The 17,861-nt window shown below is 68.4% G+C and carries 9 protein-coding genes; 2 read left to right on the top strand and 7 right to left on the bottom strand.

All coding sequences use genetic code 11. The features are described from left to right. Positions 1-2: 2 nt before the first annotated feature. The 3 genes from ACO1BR_RS35360 to ACO1BR_RS35350 are packed head-to-tail and all read right to left on the bottom strand — an operon-like array spanning position 3 to position 10,718. Positions 3-3,614 carry a hypothetical protein gene (locus ACO1BR_RS35360; RefSeq protein ID WP_426799206.1) on the bottom strand — a complete coding sequence of 1,204 codons (3,612 nt, stop codon included), beginning with the start codon at positions 3,612-3,614 and terminating at the stop codon, positions 3-5. Next, positions 3,607-5,964, bottom strand: a complete 2,358-nt coding sequence (locus tag ACO1BR_RS35355; RefSeq protein ID WP_426799205.1) for a hypothetical protein — start codon at positions 5,962-5,964, stop codon at positions 3,607-3,609. Before ACO1BR_RS35355 ends, ACO1BR_RS35360 begins: the two co-directional genes overlap by 8 nt. Continuing rightward, on the bottom strand, positions 5,961-10,718 hold the full coding sequence (locus tag ACO1BR_RS35350; protein ID WP_426799204.1) for a DUF6603 domain-containing protein: 4,758 nt from the start codon (positions 10,716-10,718) through the stop codon (positions 5,961-5,963). The genes ACO1BR_RS35355 and ACO1BR_RS35350 overlap by 4 nt, the downstream gene beginning before the upstream one ends. A 424-nt stretch (positions 10,719-11,142) precedes the next feature. Between ACO1BR_RS35350 and ACO1BR_RS35345 the strand changes: the two genes are divergently transcribed. Beyond that, positions 11,143-11,850: a hypothetical protein gene (locus ACO1BR_RS35345; RefSeq protein WP_426799203.1), complete on the top strand. Its 708-nt coding sequence runs from the start codon at positions 11,143-11,145 to the stop codon at positions 11,848-11,850. 587 nt (positions 11,851-12,437) lie between these two features. On the opposite strand, the gene ACO1BR_RS35340 is transcribed toward ACO1BR_RS35345, so the two are convergent. The 4 genes from ACO1BR_RS35340 to ACO1BR_RS35325 all read right to left on the bottom strand — a co-directional run bounded on the left by ACO1BR_RS35340 (position 12,438) and on the right by ACO1BR_RS35325 (position 15,693). Continuing rightward, the gene (locus ACO1BR_RS35340) at positions 12,438-12,710 is read right to left on the bottom strand and encodes a helix-turn-helix domain-containing protein (protein WP_426799248.1); all 273 of its coding nucleotides are present in this window, start codon (positions 12,708-12,710) and stop codon (positions 12,438-12,440) included. 607 nt (positions 12,711-13,317) lie between these two features. Next, a complete protein-coding gene (locus ACO1BR_RS35335) occupies positions 13,318-14,199 on the bottom strand; it encodes an MBL fold metallo-hydrolase (RefSeq protein ID WP_426799247.1) in 882 nt (293 codons plus the stop codon). An 82-nt stretch (positions 14,200-14,281) separates the two neighbouring features. Then, the gene (locus tag ACO1BR_RS35330; protein ID WP_426799202.1) at positions 14,282-15,136 is read right to left on the bottom strand and encodes a recombinase family protein; all 855 of its coding nucleotides are present in this window, start codon (positions 15,134-15,136) and stop codon (positions 14,282-14,284) included. A gap of 365 nt (positions 15,137-15,501) precedes the next feature. Next, positions 15,502-15,693, bottom strand: coding sequence for a DNA-binding protein (locus ACO1BR_RS35325; RefSeq protein ID WP_426799201.1), 192 nt, complete (start codon positions 15,691-15,693; stop codon positions 15,502-15,504). Positions 15,694-15,879: 186 nt separating this feature from the next. Here ACO1BR_RS35325 and ACO1BR_RS35320 point away from each other — a divergent pair, with 186 nt between their 5' ends. Next, positions 15,880-17,631 (top strand): tyrosine-type recombinase/integrase, encoded by a 1,752-nt coding sequence (locus ACO1BR_RS35320; RefSeq protein ID WP_426799200.1) that lies wholly within the window; start codon positions 15,880-15,882, stop codon positions 17,629-17,631. The last annotated feature ends 230 nt before the right edge of the window (positions 17,632-17,861 follow it).

Raw genomic sequence — 17,861 nt, 5'->3', positions numbered from 1 at the left:
AGTCACTTGGTGGTGAAGCCGCCGGACAGGCGCAGGAAGCCGGTGCGTACGGTCGGGCCGTTCTCGTCCAGCCGGGCGGTCTGGTCGATCTGCACGACCGACTCGTGGTTCCACTGCGGTGCGGGGCCGGCGTCGGCGGGCGCGTCCGGGACGACCAGCTCGGCCCAGTCCCACGTGCCCTGCGGGGACGTGGGGTGCGGTACGGCGAGGGCGTTGACGAAGCCGGACGACGCGTCGCCCACGCCCACGTCCTTGGCCGGGACCTTCCGCGTCGTGGTCAGCACCGGGCTGAGCCGCAGCGCCACCCGCATCGTGGCCATGGCGGTCCGTGTGAAGCGGGTCGGGAGCTGAAGATCCGTCACGGGAAGGATGTCCGTGGTCGCGTGGACGGTGGCGAGCGGGTCGAGCAGCAGCGTGAGGTGCGTCCGGTCCGTCGAGTCCGCCCGCAGCTTGGGCCAGTTGGCGTCGGAGATCCGCGCTACGTAGTCCGTGTGCGGGTGCTCGCCGGGCGTGGCCACCGAGTAGAACGTGCCGTAGTCGGCTTGGGAGAAGTAGCCGATCAGACCATCGCCTTTCTGCCCGGCGTTGCCGAGCCTGATGGGCCACCGGTAGTCGAGGTGAGCCATCTCGGGCGGCGCCTTCTCGCTCTGGCGCGTGGCCCATGCCTCCTGCGTCTTCCAGTCCAGCGCGTACTGCCAGCCTCCGTCGGCGACGGGAAGGCCGTCCAGCTCGAAGCCGAGCCGGGCGCGGACCAGCGCGAGCGGACGCCCGAGCAGCGCGCCGAGCACCTCGTCGCCGTACGGGTTGCCCGGGTCGATGCCGGCGAGTGCGTGGTCGATGGTGGCCAGCAGGTCGGCGAAGGCGTTCGGCCCCTTCGCGGCCAGCTCGCGGGCGAACGCGTAGAGCTGCGGCCGGGCATCGCGCAGGGCGTCGATCGTGTTCACCTGGGAATCCGGCAGGGGACCCCAGCCGACCATGGTCGTCACGGCGCCGCCCGCTCCCTCGCGGAGTTCGAGCCGCAGTTCGCCGAGCGGTTCGCCGGTCGGCGCGTAGCACAGCAGCGAGCGGTCGACGTAGTTGGGGACGATCCACGCGCCCACGGGCGTGGTGTTCGCGGTGAGGTCGACCAGCCGCGTGTCGTCGTGCTCGGCGACGAAGTCAAACCGCAGCCGGGCGGCCTGGAGCAGGCGCGGCGGCAGCTGGACGAACCGTCCCGTGTCCGTGGGCTGGACGAACTTGCCGTGAGTGTGCAGGCTGTCGCCCACCTTGGGGACGAACGTGGGCGCGTCGCCGGGCAGCAGGACATCGAGGCTCTGGCCGAACTCGTCGACGATGCTCAGCCTGTTCACCGCGAACTGCCCGGCCCGGATCTGGGTGAAGCCGGAGTCCTGCCAGCCCTTGAACGGCACGGGCAGCATGCCCGGGTTGGGCAGGTGGCGGAACGCGTCACCGATGAGCTTGCCGATCCTGCCGGGCGGGCTGACGCCGGGCGCGGGATCGCGCAGGGCGAAGGCGTCGGTGAGCCGGTCCAGCCGCTGCGAGAGCAGGTCCAGGTCCTTGATCTGCGCCGCCGCTGTCATGAGCGCCTCGGCCGTCGCCGCGTCGGGGTGGTCGGCGGCGTACTGTTCGAGCCCGCCGCTCGCCGTGTGCTGCGGCAGCGGTACGAGGAAGCGGCGCCCGGTCACCTCGATGGCGGTGGTGGCGGAGGAGCCGTTCGTCCATTGGTAGTGGCTGCCGTCGAACGTCCAGTTGGGACTGTTCGGGCTGCCGTAGGGCACCTGCCAGTGCTCGACCCGCCACTGAAACAGCAGCGGCTTCCACGGCTGCCGCCAGGGGGCGGGGGCGATGTCGGACCGGTACGACACCTTCGGGTCGAGCACGCACGCGAACTCGATCAGCAGGGCCGACGCGACCGACGGCAGCCCGCCAAGCTGGAGCGAGGTGAAGGGGTTCGCCCGCCCGTCATTGACGATCTGCGACGGCATGCGGCAGATGAGTGCCCCGTCGCCTGTCAGCGGCTTGTACGCCGTGTGGCTCTTCGCGCCGGCCAGCACCATCGTCGGGTCGGTGACCTGGTAGAAGGGCGGCAGGGTCTCCTTGCGTAGTTCGTAACCCTTGGGCAGCGGGTGGCCGCTGAGGCAGTCGGTGACGGCCTTGAGCTTCTTGTTCTTCAGGTCGTCCTGCGCGGCGGCCACGCGGGCGGCGAGGCCGTCCGCGTTCGCCGGGTCGATCTCGGCGTACAGCCGTTCACGGCGGTACTGCGGCGGGATGAGCGGCAGGCTGTGCATCCACCACAGCCCGTACAACCGCTGCTGCAACGCGGTCAGTTCACGCTCCGCGGCGTCGTACGCGCTCTGGTGGCCGTTGAGTTCCGCCAGCCACGCCTCGTGCTCGGGCGCGACGCCGGACCATGTGACCGACTTCGGGTCTCCGGAGACGTTGCCCTTGTCGGCGGTGTCGGCCAGCCGCCACACATAGCCGCCCGGCACCTGCTGGAACCAGCCCTTGTGCAGGGTCTGCGCCGTGAGGATGTCGCCGTCGGGCTCGTCGAGGGTGTTCAGCAGGCCCTTGCCGAGGGCGTGCAGGAGGGCGGGGTCGGTGGTGTGGTCGAGGGCGTTGCCGGAGCCGTCGGGCAGGGCCGCGCGGGCCTTGGCGACCAGTGCGGCGTGCGCTTCGTCCGCGCTGCTCCCGACGGCGATCTGGTCACGGACGTCCGACTGCTTCGGGCGGTCCGAGTCCGGTGCGGTACCGGTGCGGTTCCACTGCACCTGGAGGGCGCGGCCGCAGTAGGTGGTGCTGTCGGGCGTCCAGGTGCCCGGCAGGTCGGCGACCGTCCAGCCGAGATCGGCCAGGACGGACGCGACCGTCGCGCCCGTGCCGTCCAGGCGGCGGCGCAGCTCCTCCTGGGCCGGGTCCGAATACCAGCCCATGACCTGGTAGTTCACGACTCCGGAGTCGACGCCGTCCAGCGGGTCGTGCAGCGAGAAGACGTTCTCGTGGTACGGCTGGTAGACGTGGAAGGTCATGATGCCGGGGCCGACCGCGGTGAGGAACAGCTCCTTGCGCGAGGCGTCCGTGGGCTCGCTCCACGTGCTGCTGCCGTTGATGCTCTGCTTCTTGCCGATCTGCGTTGTGATGATCGTCGAGCGGTACGGCGTGGTCGCTGGATCCCCGGCGTCGGGCCGCACCGGGTGCATGAAGCGCGACGTGCCGTCCTTGGGGTCGAGGAAGTCGCTCTCCACCACCCAGCCGGCGGTCAGGTCGTCCCTTCCCTGCACCTGTCGGACGACGAGCCAGCGGTTGGGTACGAGCGGGAACTCCGTGCGCCCGCTCTCGGCCCGCGTGGCGCCCTGGCGCAGCGCGTCGGGCAGCTCCCAGCGCACGTAGACGCCGTCGTACTTCTTGTACTTGTCGTCCGGCTCGCCCTTCTGGGTGGCGTTCCACGGGTCCTCGTTGGTGAACGGGGCCACCTCGGGGCTGAGGCTGTGGCGCAGCAGGTTGAAGTTGGGGCGCCAGCGCCGGAAGCCCTGGCTGTCGCGCTGGCGCAGGTCTTGGTTGACCACCAGGGCGTCCACGTTCACCGGGACGATGAGGGTGTCGTCGCGGTCAGCCATTGGGGTGGTCTCCTGTCGTGAAGGGGGTCTGCGCGGTGGAAACGGTGGTGAAGGTGCGGCGCTGCGCGGCGTTGATCATCTGGATGGCGAACTCGCTGGGCGTCAGCGGACGCTTCAGGTGCAGGGCTCCCTTCAGCCCGTCGGCGAGGCGCGTCACGCTCAGCACGGTGTCGGGGGCACCTGCGCCCGCAGCGCGCAGGTAGGAACGCAGCCCCGGCCGCGTCGGGAACTGTGCGCCGGTCTCCTGCCCGAGGGGCCTTGTGCTCTTCGGGTCGATCTCGCGTAGCCGGATGATGCCGTCGTTGATCGGGTCGTCGCTGCCGCCTTGAGTCGGCTCGTCGATGCCGAAGTGCACGCCCTGCTGCGGCTCGGCGAGCTCGACCCGGCCCGGCACGCCCTCGACGAGGACGAGCAGGACGTCGTCGGCGAGTGCCTCGCGGCGCAGTAGCCGCAGGGCCGTTTCCCCTTCGGTGGTCCGGGGGTTCGTGTACGGGCGGACCTCCAGCGCGGGCCAGCCGCTGACGAGCTCCGAGCGCAGCAGCAGACCCGTGACCGGTGTGGCCTGCGGTGGCAGCGGGGCGACGCCCTTGGGCCCGAAGACCAGGTCGTCCGAGGTGAGGTCGAAGGTGTGGGCGAGCCCCACGCTCAGGGCGCCGTCGAGCAGGGTGGCGGTCCAGTTGGCGTCCACGTAGAAGAAACGCAGGCTCTCCGTGGGCAGCATCCGCGTGTCGGGCACGAGGTGCGCGAACGGCACGCCCGTCAGGTTCCGCAGGTCGAGCAGCCGGTTCCGGACGAGGGTGAGGTCGTCGTCGTGCGGGTCCACCAGTGGCTTGTCGTCCGCTGTGAACCGCGCGTGCAGGTCCACGTCGGCGCGCAGGCGCTCCAGGGTGAGTCCGGCGGTGGCGGGCAACTCGGTCGCGGCCGGTACGGGGGTGACGCCGGGGCGGCGTACGGAGGCGGCGACGGCCTGGGCGCGGGCCGGCGTGGTCAGGACCTCGCCGAGGTGGCCGGCGAGGCCGTTCGCCACCAGGTGCTCGATACGGGCCCGGGCCCCGGCGGTCGCCGTCGCGCGGCTCCTCTTCTCCGCCGCTCGCTGCACCTTGCCGCGTAGGCGCAGCAGCGCCGCGCCGAACTGGTGGTCGGCGAGGGCGACGCCCCGGCCCGCGGTGAACGCGGTTGCGAGGCTCACGTCGAAGACGCCGTACTGGTCCAGGTGGATCAGCGCCTCCGCCGCGCAGCGGCGCCGTTCGCGGTCGGACTCCGGCATGACGTACTGGGCGGTGAGCGGCCCGCGGTACCAGCCGAAGGTGGAGCGCCCGGACTCGGTGCGGCACGAGATCGGCAGGTAGCCCTGGCCGAGCCGGTCGGCGACCTCCCGCTGGTCCTTTCCGGACAGCGGTCGGCCGGGCAGCGGCACGCGCAGCAGCAGCGCGGAGCCGTCCGTGCCCTCGGTGTCGACGAAGTGCTCGGTCAGCGCGGCGAATCCGGGGATGTGGTCGGGGATCGTCTCGAAGGCCCACGACCACAGGGAGATCAGCCGCAGCTTCTCGTCGGGTCCGTCGTACGTCTCCTTGGCGCCGTCGGGCAGGTGAGATTGCCAGCCTTCCAGGGAGACCAGGTGGGCGACGTAGCGGCCGCCCGCCGCGCGGGGCAGGCGGTTGCCGACGACGACCGCGTAGTCACCGACCTGGATCAGGTCGTCGCCCGGCGCGGCACGCTGGTGCTCCTCGTTGACCCGGCGCACATGGGTCAGGAGCGGCATTTCCACCTCGGTCGGGGCCAGCGCGTGGAAGACGGCGGCGGGCACCAGGACGGTGCGGCACACCTGCTTTTTGTCGTCGTCGGTGATGGGGTCCGTGGCCTGGTCGAACGGGGGCAGTACGACGCCGCTCTCGGAGCCGATCAGGTCGGCCACGGTCTTCGCGTCCGTCTGCCCGAGGCAGTGCGGGTCGGTGTCGGGCAGCTCGCCTTCGCCGAAGACGAGGAGGGCCAGCCACGGCAGGCGCGTCTTCCCGTCCTTCGCCTTCGCCTCGCGCTCCCACGGCAGGGTGGCCCGGTCGAGCGTGACGTGCGGCAGCACGTCGTCGTACAGGCCGCTCGCGCCCGGCGTTGGGTACGCGCCGTGGATCCACTCCGGCTGCACGGTGAAGCGCGGCGCGCGGACTTCCACCTGCTGCTCGGTCGCGTGGGCGTCCAGGTAGTTGTCCGTGTCGACCCGGGCGCCGCCCTTGGTGAGGGACTGATGCGCGGTGAGCTTGTACCGCCCCGCGGTGAGTGTGGGCACCAGCGAGTCGACGAACTGCACGTTCAGCGACGGGTCGGGGTCCGGGGCGTACTCGGGGTGGCTCATGCCGCACCGCCTTCGGTGATTCGGGTGACGCTGGGGGCTGCCGGGGTGTCGGTGACGGTCGGCGGTACGGTGACGGCGAGGGCCACCGGGGCGTCCTTGAGGGGGACGGTGGCGGGGAGCAGGACCGGCTGGTCCGACGCGACGCCCACGACCTGGACCTGCTTGACCTTCTCCCGGACGACGTACAGCCGGTCACCCGCGGCGGACACCGCGAGAGCGGTCGGCCCCGCCCCCACCCACACGGGCTCCGCCGCTTCCCGCGGCAGGCCGTCTCCGGTGTCGAACACGGAGACCGTGCCGGTCACGGCGTTCGCCACGTACAGCCGCTTGCCGTCGGCCGAGGCGGCCAGGGCGCTCGGTCCGGTGCCGGTGCGCAGTGTGGCGACGATCCTCTTGGCAGCGACGTCGGCGACGGTCACTGTCGACTTGGCTGGGTTGAGCGCGTAGAGCCAGCGGCCCTTGGGGTCCACGGCGAGGCGGGTGGGGGAGGGACCGGCGGGCAGGTCGTCTCCCGGGTTGGTCGTGGGGTACTTCCCGTTGGTGACGTCCACCTGGGCCACGGTGTTCAGATCGGGCTTGGCGACGTACACGACCTGCGAGGAGTCATCCCACCGAGCGGCGGGGACGACTTCGCCGATGGCCGCCTGGAGGCCGAAGTCGTACTTCTTGACGGGCACATCCGGCTGCAGGTTGAGCACGAGCATCTGCTGCGACTGCGTGGCGGTGACGTACGCCCACTTGTTGTCGGGCGAGAGCACCGCTCCCCGCGTCTGCTGGTATCCCCAGATGCGGTCGTGGAAGAGGGACTTGGTGCCGCCCGGCGGGTTCGCCGAGATGTCGCGCACGTCGATGTTCTGGTCGTTGTCGACCGCGCACAGACGGTGGCCGTTAGGGCCGACGGCGAAGTGGAACGGCGCGGAGGCTCCCGACGCGAACTCCAGCGGAACGCCAGCGTACGGTGTCAGGCTCTGCGCGTCGACTGGCGTCACGGTCGCCCCCGCGCCCAGCACGTACAGCCGCTCGCTCGCGGTCGGCGGACCGGGGACCGGGGGCGCGGGCTTCGCCTCGATGTCGCCCGCGACCAGTCCGTCCGTGGCGGCGAGCCGCTCGTTGGTGCCGGGGCTCACGCCCAGGTAGTCCATGGCGGCGAAGAGCCGGTCGCGGGACTGGTCGGTCAGCGCGCCGGCCTGGTCGCCGGTGACGGCGGCCACGCTCGTGCGGACCTCCGGTACCGGCGCGGTCTCGGTGACAAGCTCGACGGTGGCCGGCTGCGCAGCCTCGGCCCGCGCCGGCGCGGACTCCACGGCGGTGACGGCCTGTACGACGGCCGGCCGCGTCAGCGGCAGCTTGCCGTTCGGTGTCCGGTCGTCGTGCGCGATCGTCCCGGCCTTGATGGGGCCGGGGGTGCTGCCCGGCGTGGGCTTCGGCAGCCGCAGGTCGACTCCCGTCAGCTGGCCGTCCACGCGCTGCGTGCTGCCGGTGGTCAGCTTGCCGTCGTACTTGCTCCACAGCGCCGCGGGCAGGCTCGCCACGTTCTGTGTGGTGGCCCACTTGCTCAGGTCCTGGGAGCGTCCGTGGTGGGTGAGCGTGATCGTGAGCGTCGAGTCGAGGTGCTCGCCGCCGTCGCGGAGGGGACGGATGTTGACGTCCATGCCGTCGATCGTGTGCTGCTGGTCGCCGAGGTGGAGCTTGCCCACCGGGATGGCCGTGCGCACCGCGAAGGAGAAGGCGCCGGTGCCGACTGTCCATAGTCCCGGCGTGTCCTTGGACTCCACCGGCGTCAGCCCGTCCATGGGCACCAGCCGGACGGCGTCCTTCGCCACGGGCAGCTGCTTGACCACGTCGGTCCAGGGCGCGGCCTTGTCGCCGCTCGTGTTGCCGTCGCCGAAGCCGATGGTGAAGGAGATGAACCAGAGGTGGACGGTGACCTCGCCGCCCGTCGGCGGTCCCCACAGGTGCAGGGACGCGCCGACCTCGACGCTGATCGTCTCGCGTACCAGCCACAGGTCGAGCACGTAGCTGACGCCGATGCTCACGTCGATCCCGGCGTCGAAGTGGAACGGTGCCCACTCGATGAGGATGTTGGCGTGCGCCGTCAGCCAGGCGTGCAGGTCGCCGGCGCGGAAGTTCACGTCCAGCGCGCCACCGGCCATGATCGCGCCGGGGGTGAGCGCGAAGTACGAGCCGCCGCTGATGGTCAGCTCGGAGGTGATCGGCCAGTTGAAGCCCAGTCGTGGCACCTGCGGGTAGTGGCCGGGCACCGGGTAGTGCGGGTAGTAGCCGCCCAGGGTGAGGACGAAGTCACCGGTGTGCGCGCCGGTGAGCCAGGTGTACAGCGCGAAGCCGCCGGTCAGCACGCAGTCCTCGGACAGGAGGAACGAGCCGGGCGCGAGCTGCGCGGTCAGCTTCAGCACGCCCTCGCTGGCGCGGTACTTGGCGGACAGGCCCAGCCGGACCTTCGCGTACGCGGGCAGGGACTGGTCCTTGGGGAACTGTGCCTCCGCCGTGCCGAGCACCGCGACGGCGAAGTCATCGCCGACCTCCAGCACCAGCAGCGCCTGCCCGCTGACGAACTCGAAGACCTTGAATTCGAGGCCGGCCGCGAACCACAGCTGCCCGGAGGCGGGGCGTACCCAGGCGTCCTTCTGACCCCCCATCAGTTTTTTCAGGACCACGAGCGGGTCGGTCTCGGTCGAGGACATGTCCGCGAGGAACGGGAAGTCCAGCACCTGGTCGCCCTCGGGCAGCCGCAGGTCCGTGTTGAGGCCGAAACCGGCCATGATGCCGGTGATCTGCACGGGCGGCGGCCCGCCGAACTCGCCGTTCACCTTGCCGAAGAGGAACAGCGACGGCTGGTCGGGGTCCTGCCTCGTCCGCGCGTACGCGCCCAGCACCGTCAGTCCGAACTTCTCGGCCGAGACGGCCAGGGCACCTTCGATCAGGGTGCTGTACGTGGCGTCCGGGGGCCGGTTGACCAGGGCGCCCTTGATCGCCAGCGGCGGGCGGGAGTAGCCGACGCTCAGCCCGTCAAGCCGGAACTGTGGCGGCACGGGGTGGGACAGCGGGATCCCGATGCCCAGCCCGTCGACGCCGACGGTGAGTCCGGCCATGCCGAGGGAGGCGTCGAACAGCACCCACACGGTGTCGTCGGCGAAGCCCACGCCGACGCGGCTGAGGTTCAGGGGGCCGATGTCGCGCTGGACCTTGAGCCAGGCGACCAGGGGGAGGCCGGTGGGGGTGGCCGACGCGTCCTCGGTGACGTTCGCGGTGATGTTCTTGGCGGCGATCTCGGGGACGGGCGTGCCGTCCTGAGTGATCAGCCGTGGCCGAGCGGGAGCCTCGACGGCCCCGGCGGGGGCCTTGGTCTTCTTGCGGTCGCCCCGGACGACGACCGAAGTGGTCTCGGAGTATCCCGGCAGCTGGAGGTCGACCGTGAAGGCCAGCCCCTTGCTCAGACCGTCGGCGGGCAGCAGGGGCAGCGTCCCATCGCTCGCCGCGAGCGCCTTGTTGAGCTCGGTGATCCGGTCGGTCTTCAGCTCGTCGGGAGTGAGCAGCACACCCAGCCCGCGCACGCCGAGGTCCTGGCCTTGGGGAATCTGCCCCTGGAGCAACGGCAGGTCCGAGAGCTTGGCGTCCAGCCCGACGCCGGCGCGCACGGCCCAGGCGCGGGTGCCGCCCTTCGGCCGGTCCGAGACGACCACGAGCGAGCCGCCGCCCTTCTCTTTCGCGGCGAGCACGATGGACTTGCGGGCGGACGCGTACCCGACCGTGAGGCCGGAGATGGCCAGATCGGCCAGGAACGCCGGCGGATCCGTCACGCCCAGCAATCCGGCGAGGTCCGCGAACGACACGCCCTTGGAGTCCTCGCAGGTCGCGCTGAACTCGGCGTGCTGGACGTCCTTGATGTCGAACGTCAGGGTACGGACGGTGTCGTCCCCGCCCCCCTGTGTGGGAACACCGAGGACCAGACGCGCCTTGTACTCCTGGTCGTACGTCTGGCTCCGGCGGGACTTGGACAGGGACACCTTGACGTCGAGGTCGGCATCGAGGTCGCCCAACGGGAAGTCGACGTCCACTTCGACACGGAACCCGCTGGGACCCTTGCCGTGGTCGTAGGCCAGCACGAGGCGCTTGAGGGCGATGTCCTTCAAAACGGGCGGCGGGGCCACGCCGAAGAGCCCGAAGAGCGCCTCGGCGACATGCCATTCCTTGCCGGCCTCGGGCTCGACGACGAACTCGTAACTGGTCTGTCCGGCTTCGAAGTCGAGGGCACAGGTGATGAGGAGCGGGTCCCCGCCGCCGACGGCGAGCTTCGCCTGCGCGGAAAGCTCGCGGACGGCGGCGCCGTCCAGGAGGCGAATCGTGTAGGTGAGGAGGAGGTCCCGCAACCCCAGGGCACTGAGGACGGACATCACGGGGTGGTTCTTCAGCGCCAGACCGAACTGGACGCCGGTGACGGTGGCGTCGTCGGGGTTCCCTTCCTTGTCACTGAAGAACCAGAGGGAGAGTTTCGGGGTCTCCGGGGCGATGATTCCGGTGACGCAGAGATGGTCCGGGTCCGGAACCATCGTGGTGAGGGTGGTCCCCATGGTGAACCAGCCCGAAAGTGCGCCGGGGTTCACCGCGTTCTTGAGGGCACCCCCGGCGCCGAGGGTGTCGGGGAGACCATCGGGTAGCAGCAGTCCGGGATTTGGAGATGAAAGGGTCTTCAACCAGCCCTTGAGTTCGCCGACGGTCATCGCGGTCACCGCCACAACGCATTCCCTCCTGGCCAATGGGCCGCGCCGGGCACGGGCCGCCGTGAGTGTGTGGACGTGAAATTCCGGCGCACGCTATCAGCGGGGGAACCTGTCGCAGCGGTGATCAGGCCAGGTAGTGGGGGAGGGGGCGCGGCGCTTTCGTGAGTTTCCGTGATAAAATCCAGCTTTTGACTGTTTCCATCGAACATAGGGCGTTATCCCGTGCTTGTTCCCGAAGAATCGATCGGGACTTGGGGGGCAGTTCGGCCCTGGAGGGTCGGAAGAGGGCCGAGTGGCGGCTTCCGCAGAGTGACGGTGTCGCGACGGGGTGTCATCGAATAGCGTCCAAATCTGATCGCTACGCCCTGAGGCGGAGCTGGCGGGAGGGCCATCACGTGCTACTTTCCCCGCTCCACGGACCGTTGGCGGAAGGCCGAGCATGCCGAAGATCAAGCCCCGCAAGCCGGATGCAGACGACAATCTTCGGCACGGCGGCTTCGCCACGGACACCTGCCCGAGGTGTCACTACGTCAGGAACAAGAAGGAACAGGGGAAGCTGCTCCACGGCATTCCGGAACTGACCGACAGTGCGAAGCTGCGCAGCGTCGTGGGACAGATCAAAGACAACCTGATGCAGGACAAGAGCCTGGTCGGCGACCCGGCGGCCGTCTTCATGATGGGCGTACTCGAAGCGAGGATCAGCGGGCGCGAGTACTACCTCTACGCCTCCAGTGGACGCACTGCGGCGCCATGGATCCAGCCCAAGCACCTCGACGGGATCACCTACCACCCAGGGAAGTGGACGCTGGCGGACCCGGCCATTCCCGCGAACAACAGGGGATGGCTCACCGTCCGCGGCGAGAAGGTGGACCTGGGCGCAGACATCCAGGGCGTCACCCGGCCGTGCTCCGCCGTCAAGCTCCTGCTCGGACTGGGCGGAATGCACCTCGATTGGAAGTCCGTCGACTACGTGCGCATGAGCGAGATGGTCTACGTCGGCCCCAAGGCGGAGGACGCCCAACACATGCGGACGTGGCACGGACATGGCGCCACGAACTCCTGGACCGCCCAGTCCTGCGACGCATGCAAAGCCCGCATCCCGTACCTGATCTGCGACGTCCCTCCCAACTGGATCGAGAACCCCTGACCGGGAAGCCCGGACGAAGGCATCCACCGCCGACAATTCCCCCGCGACCCGTCCCGCGCTCCGCAGGTGGTTAGTGAACAGGACACGGACGCGCGTCCCCACCGTCACCATCCAGATGCGTTCCGGGGCGATGGCCTGACTTCCCCGGTGCTGACACTCGCCGCGTGAGCATTGGATAGACGCTCAACATCGTCCGTCCACGTTTCATCCGTGACGAGGACCGCTCGGAGCCTCTCGCTTCGTGCCTCTCCGGCGACTCCCTCCACCGCATTGCCCAACTCCTCGCAGCCCTCGGCCGAGGTCACCGCCCTCTACGCCGACCCAGCGGTCCTCACTCACCTGAAAGCCGCCGCGGAACAGACGTTGCCCCTGCTCCCACCGAAACCGGAACCACAACAGAGAAGAGCTCGGAAGAGAGGAAGCGGTAAGGCCCCGTGGGAGCGCGCTCATCCCCGTCCGGCAGTCGGGACCAAGGCCCCGCCACCCGCTGGCGCCGCTGGTGAACCCTGAGGGTTGAACGTGATATTGACCTTCGCGATCCGTTGTGGTCAGCCGGAGTCGGATTCAGGGTGTTCCATGAGCGGGGATTACGATTGTTCTGGGGTCCTGGGCGAGGGCCCGTACTCGGGCTCGCCACTTTCGAGAACACGGAGCAGCGAAGCGGTGACGACACGGGTGCTGCGGCCTATGCGCAGCACTCGACATGGGAACTCCCCACGACGAATCAGGTCGTAGCCTTTCGCCCGTGAAACCCCGAGCGCCCTGGAAGCGTCCTCCACGCTTGCTGTCCCGTTCCATGTGGCGCGGATGTTCGTCGGGCTATACCGGGCGTCCTGCGTCTCGTGACCCTGTTCATCCATTGCGAGGCGCATTGAATTGATGGTCATCTCGGCGATGCCTTTCGACGTACGGTCAGGTAATGGCGGTGGACCATCAATAATCCGCAGGATCACCGGTTTGGGTAACCGGCGATCCTGCGCTATATTTCGCCACTCCGAAGCGATCACGCTTACGGCCCTATATGCCCACTTGGGTGATCGTCCGTTCTGAGCCGACCTGAGCCTGTCCTTCGCCCCGCGCCGGACTATGTCTGACCGCACGGAGCGGGCCGCCACCCCGGCACGGGCACCTGCCCGGAATGCGGTTCATCTTCCATGTGCGGAACGATCGCGGTTCAACGGCCGCCTGACCAGCGCGAATCAAGTTGGCGCGGCTTCACTTTTGTGACTCGGTCCGACGGGGTTTGAATCTACGGCCAGGCACTTTAGTACTCCAGTCGCAGTCCCATGCCGGCTTCGTGGCGTCGGCACGGGGCGTGCAGAGCAACGCAAGGCGCAAGAAAGGGCCCGCCACACGGCGGGCCTAGACCGGAAGCATCAACTCGGTGACGCACCTTGCAACACAGCTGAACGGCCCCGGGCGGGCAGCGCCCTGCCCGCGGAAGCCCCCTACGCTCGGATAGTGCGCTCAGCCAGCCAGCGCGGCCATGCCCTCCACCAACGCCAGCGTGCCTGACGGCACCCCCGGTACCCCGGCTTCTATGTAAGCAGCCGCGGCCTGTGTAAACAGCCGCTCCGGATGCGCCCACGTGCCCGCGTGGCTCGCCTTGATCAGACGAGCGGCGTTGGCCAGCGGCACGCCACGCTGCGCGTACGCGCCCGCAGCCTCGGCCACGTCACTGAGTCGGCCCTGGATGGCGGCGACTCCGGCACGGTCGAGTAGCGCCCCATGCCCCGGCACGAACACCTCAGCACCGGTGTCCAACAGCACCTGACACGCCCGGATGCACCCGCTGAGCGACCCAGACCACACCACCATGTGCGCACCAGAGAAGAGCGCATCGCCGGCGAACACCACCCGCTCGTCCGGGACATGCACGGCAACATCACCCGCACTGTGCCCGGCGCCCAGATCGATCAACTCCACGACCGCGTCGCCGACCTGGCGCTCCTCCCGGCCCTCGAACGTGCGCGTGGGAGGCACCACCACTACGTCGGTGAAGTCGAAGTGCCCGAAGTGCTCAGCCACGTACGCCGACGCGTTGTCTGCCGCGGCCGACTGAGCGAGCAACGTGAGCTGCTCGGGACCCATCTCGTGACAGCTACTCGCGGCGCTCGCCACCGAGGTGACGACCTCGGCCTGCGGGACAAGCCGGTGGCCCCACGTGTGATCGCCGTTTTGGTGCGTGGAGACCACCGTGCGAACGGCATCGGACGGGCATATCTCTTCGACAGCGGCAAGAAGGCGCCGTGTGGCATCCAGCGTGAACTGCGTGTCCACCAAGAGAGCTTGGCCCCGGGAGGCGATGAGGCCACTGTTGCTGTAACCCCAGTCGGTGCGGTTGTGCATCCAGGCCCACGTCGCCTCGGACAAAGGGACCAGGGCAGGAGCAGGCTGTGCAGGCATTGCGGTGCGCATGGTTACAAAGCTTTCAGGTGGTCGGCTGCCGCCAGTCGATCAGGACCCGCTTGGCCGGGTCCTGGCTGCCTTCGGCGCGACCGACACGCACGTGTTTGACTTCCAGCAGTACAAGGCCCCGCTTCGAGGCGTACGAGGCCGTGCGCCACCAGGCCACCAGGTCATGCACGTCACCAATCGGCAGATCGGTCATCTGCTCCAAGTGCTTCAACCGGAGTTTGGAGACCCGCAAATCTTCCTTGCTGGCCTTCTGCGCTGCGACGAAGGCAGCCTTCACCATCAGCCCCCGCCCATAGAGATCACCGATACTCGCGAACCGCTCGTCGGCACCCGCGATGTGCTCCTTCAGGCGGGCGATCTCCGCCTCGTTGTCACACTCCAACTTCTCAAGCCGCTTGCGCGCTCCAGGTTTTAGCAACTCGGCCAGCACGTGCTCGGCCACAAAGTCCTCAAGCTTTTCGGCATTGATGCGGGTCTTGCCGCAGCCATCGCACTTGTAGGACGGCGGGGCATCAGCGTGAGCGCGACTGCCGACATGGGGCTGCGAGCACTCGTCGCACACCGCACACCCGCCCGTGAGCAAGTAGTCATGCGCCTCACGGTACGCACTGCGCTTCTCGCTGCGCTCTACGTACAGCTTCTGCAGGCGCATGAAGACGGCCGGCTCCAGAACCCGCTCATCCCAGCCCTCGATCGGCTCGCCGTTCTCGTGGAGGCCCGCCAGCCGCGGGTTCGTCAGCAACCGGTGCAAGACCTCGCGGCGGAACTCATTGCCGCGCGGGGTCAGCATCCCCTTGCGGGTCAGCCATCGCGTCGCCTCGGCTTCCGTTTGACCGTCGAACAGCAGTGTGACGGCCTCTCGCAGCAAAGGGGCCTCCTCAGCATGTGTCACCCCTGAGCGGACGTAGCCCGACAACCGTCCCACGCAGCTGACTCCGATCAGTGATTCGCACCTGCGACCGATGACATCGACGTCACGTTAGGGGCCGCTTAGACCTGACATAGGCCAATGTATATCTGGATCCCTGAACGGTGCACTATGCGCGTGCTTGGTCTGTTCTTGATGGTGCGATATGCACAGGTCGGAGGCGTCAAGACCTTTTTCGGTGTGATGCAGCTCACGGTATCCCCCGTGGGGTGGGTGTCTTCCGTACTCCGCAGGCGGTTGGCGTGCTGGGCCTGGACCTCGATGAACGCAGGTTTCCCGGGCCTACGTAGGCGGGTGCATATCACTCAGTAGATTCCCAGTACCTTCCACAGGCTCGCCGTCGAAACCTTCTGGGTCTGCCCCAGCGGGATCGTCTGCGCCGGGAACTCATCAGTTTTGATCAACTCGTACGCCTTGTCGGACCCGATGCCCAACGCCCGGGCTGCCGTCACCACGCTCACGGCAGCCGGCAGAGCCTTCACTTCCTCCACCGACATCCCGCCACGTCGCCCGCCTGAACGAGCATGCTCCGTGGCCATCGCAGATGAGGACAAAGGTGGTCACACCCTTCTTCCCCGCGCCACCTGGCAGGAAGCATACGACGGCCAAGGAGCCACCGCCTTCGCTACAGCATGATCAGGGCACGTAAGGAAAGATCCCGCACATACAGGGAGGTTCTTCGCGTGTTTGAGGGCAGTACCTACAAACGGTGCAAGTGCACCGAACCCAAGCTCGACGAGCACGGTCAGCCACTCCTCGACCCGCAGGGCAACGCCAAGACACGTGAACTTGGCTCCTCCTGCCCTCTCCTGAAGAAACGTGACCACGGCTCCTGGTACTACTACGTGAAACTCCCCGACGGCCCCGGAGGCAAGCGCCGACGCCCCCGCAAAGGCGGCTTCCTCACCCAGACGCAGGCCAAGGAAGCGGCGCAAAATCTCTGGGACGACGCCCAAGGCGGCATCGACGTCGACGCTACAGAGACAGTCGCCCAATACCTCGACCGCTGGTACGACAAGCGTGTTGACCTCAAGCGCAGCACCCGCACCTACTACCGCGACTACATCGACCGCGTCTTTAAGCCTGCCATCGGCCACCTTGCGATGCGTGAACTCCGTGACCGTCACATCCAGGCGATGTTTCAGCAAATATGGGCCTTCAACAAGGTCAAGAAGGCCAACCTGGAGGCCGCAAAGCGTGCCCGACATGAATGCCAGGCTGCCCACCAGGCATGGAAGCAAGCCCCCAAGCCCCGCCCATCGGAGCTACACCAGGCATGGCGGCAGGCTCGCAAAGCCCTCAAGGAAGCCCTCGCAAAGCCCCGTCAAAACACCGGCCCCGGCACGCAGAAGCGATTTCTCAACTGCCTCGCCGCCGCCCTTGGGGACGCCGTTGTGGAGAAGCTCATCACCCAGAACTGGGCCAAGCTCGTCGTCCTGCCCAAATACGAGCGGCCCGAGGCACTCGTCTGGACCGACGAGCGCGTGGCCCGCTGGCGCGAAACCGGAGAGAAGCCCGGCCCAGTCATGGTGTGGACCCCCGAGCAGACCGGGCAGTTCCTTGACGCAGCCGTCGACCACCCGATGTACATCTTGTGGCACCTCATGGTCTACCGAGCACTACGCCGAGGCGAAGCCACCGGCCTGCCCTGGAACGAACTCGACATGACCAAAGGCGTCGCCCACATCACCGAGCAGCTCGTCACCGACTACTCCAACACCGTGTGGCAAGACACTCCCAAAAGCCGAAGCGGCCGCCGCGCCGTCACCCTCGACTACGCCACCTTCGCCCTGCTCACCGCCTGGTGCGACGTCCAGAAGACACAACGCGGCGAATGGGAGAAAACGCACCACAACGACCCCGACAAGTACGGGCCCTACGTTGACTCCGGCTACGTCTTCACCCAACCCGACGGACGCCCCCACCACCCCAAGAACGTCTCCAACGCATTCGACCGCTTCATCAAGCGAACCGGCCTACCGCCAATCCGCCTACACGACCTGCGACACTGCGCCGCATCCCTCAGCTTGGCCGCCGGCCTCTCCATGAAGGCAATCCAGGCACTGCTCGGCCACAGCAACTACCAGCTGACAGCCGACACCTACACCAGCCTCCTGCCGCAGTTTGAACAAGCCGAAGCCAATGCCCCTGTCGAACTTGTGCCGCGCCGCAAAGGCATCGACAAGCTTGCCCAAGAGCAAGAACCTGCTGTCGAAGAAGGCACACCGACCACAGCCGCGACCTCTGCCAGCACCATTGCTGCCCCTGCAGGTGTAGCCGAGCCCGCAGACCGCGTCGAGGAAGCCGCACCCGCCCAAGCAGAAGGACAGATATCGCAGGACCCTGCCCCCAGGACCCAGACGCCCGGCACGCAGAAGCGCCACCTACGGCTGGTGAGCCCCGTCCCCCGGGACGGGGCGTCGGGCGCCGCGTAGACATCCTGTCCCCCGCTTGTCCCCCGGAGCATCAAAATGCCCCCTCGGAGCCGTTCTCCAAGGGGGCATTTTTACGTGCTCCGGCCGGGCCGATGCGGTGCGGACCGGTGCGCGGGGGCGCCGGTCGTGTCAGCCTGGGGCGCGGTGGAATGGGCCGCGGATCGGCGTGTGGGCCGGCACGGGAAGGGGCTTCGCGTATGCCTGAACTCCTTGACGAGCGGGTGGGGTTC

The sequence above is a fragment of the Streptomyces sp. YGL11-2 genome (genome assembly GCF_050054615.1).
In the GTDB taxonomy this organism is placed as follows: domain Bacteria; phylum Actinomycetota; class Actinomycetes; order Streptomycetales; family Streptomycetaceae; genus Streptomyces.
This window is presented reverse-complemented; position numbering and strand designations above follow the sequence as displayed.

Bases quoted from the DNA above. Each gene is read 5' to 3' on its own strand.
- ACO1BR_RS35340 (WP_426799248.1), bottom strand. From the start codon at position 12,710: ATGGATGAACAGGGTCACGAGACGCAGGACGCCCGGTATAGCCCGACG.
- ACO1BR_RS35325 (WP_426799201.1), bottom strand. From the start codon at position 15,693: ATGTCGGTGGAGGAAGTGAAGGCTCTGCCGGCTGCCGTGAGCGTGGTG.
- ACO1BR_RS35360 (WP_426799206.1), bottom strand. From the start codon at position 3,614: ATGGCTGACCGCGACGACACCCTCATCGTCCCGGTGAACGTGGACGCC.
- ACO1BR_RS35355 (WP_426799205.1), bottom strand. From the start codon at position 5,964: ATGAGCCACCCCGAGTACGCCCCGGACCCCGACCCGTCGCTGAACGTG.
- ACO1BR_RS35335 (WP_426799247.1), bottom strand. From the start codon at position 14,199: ATGCACAACCGCACCGACTGGGGTTACAGCAACAGTGGCCTCATCGCC.
- ACO1BR_RS35345 (WP_426799203.1), top strand. From the start codon at position 11,143: ATGCCGAAGATCAAGCCCCGCAAGCCGGATGCAGACGACAATCTTCGG.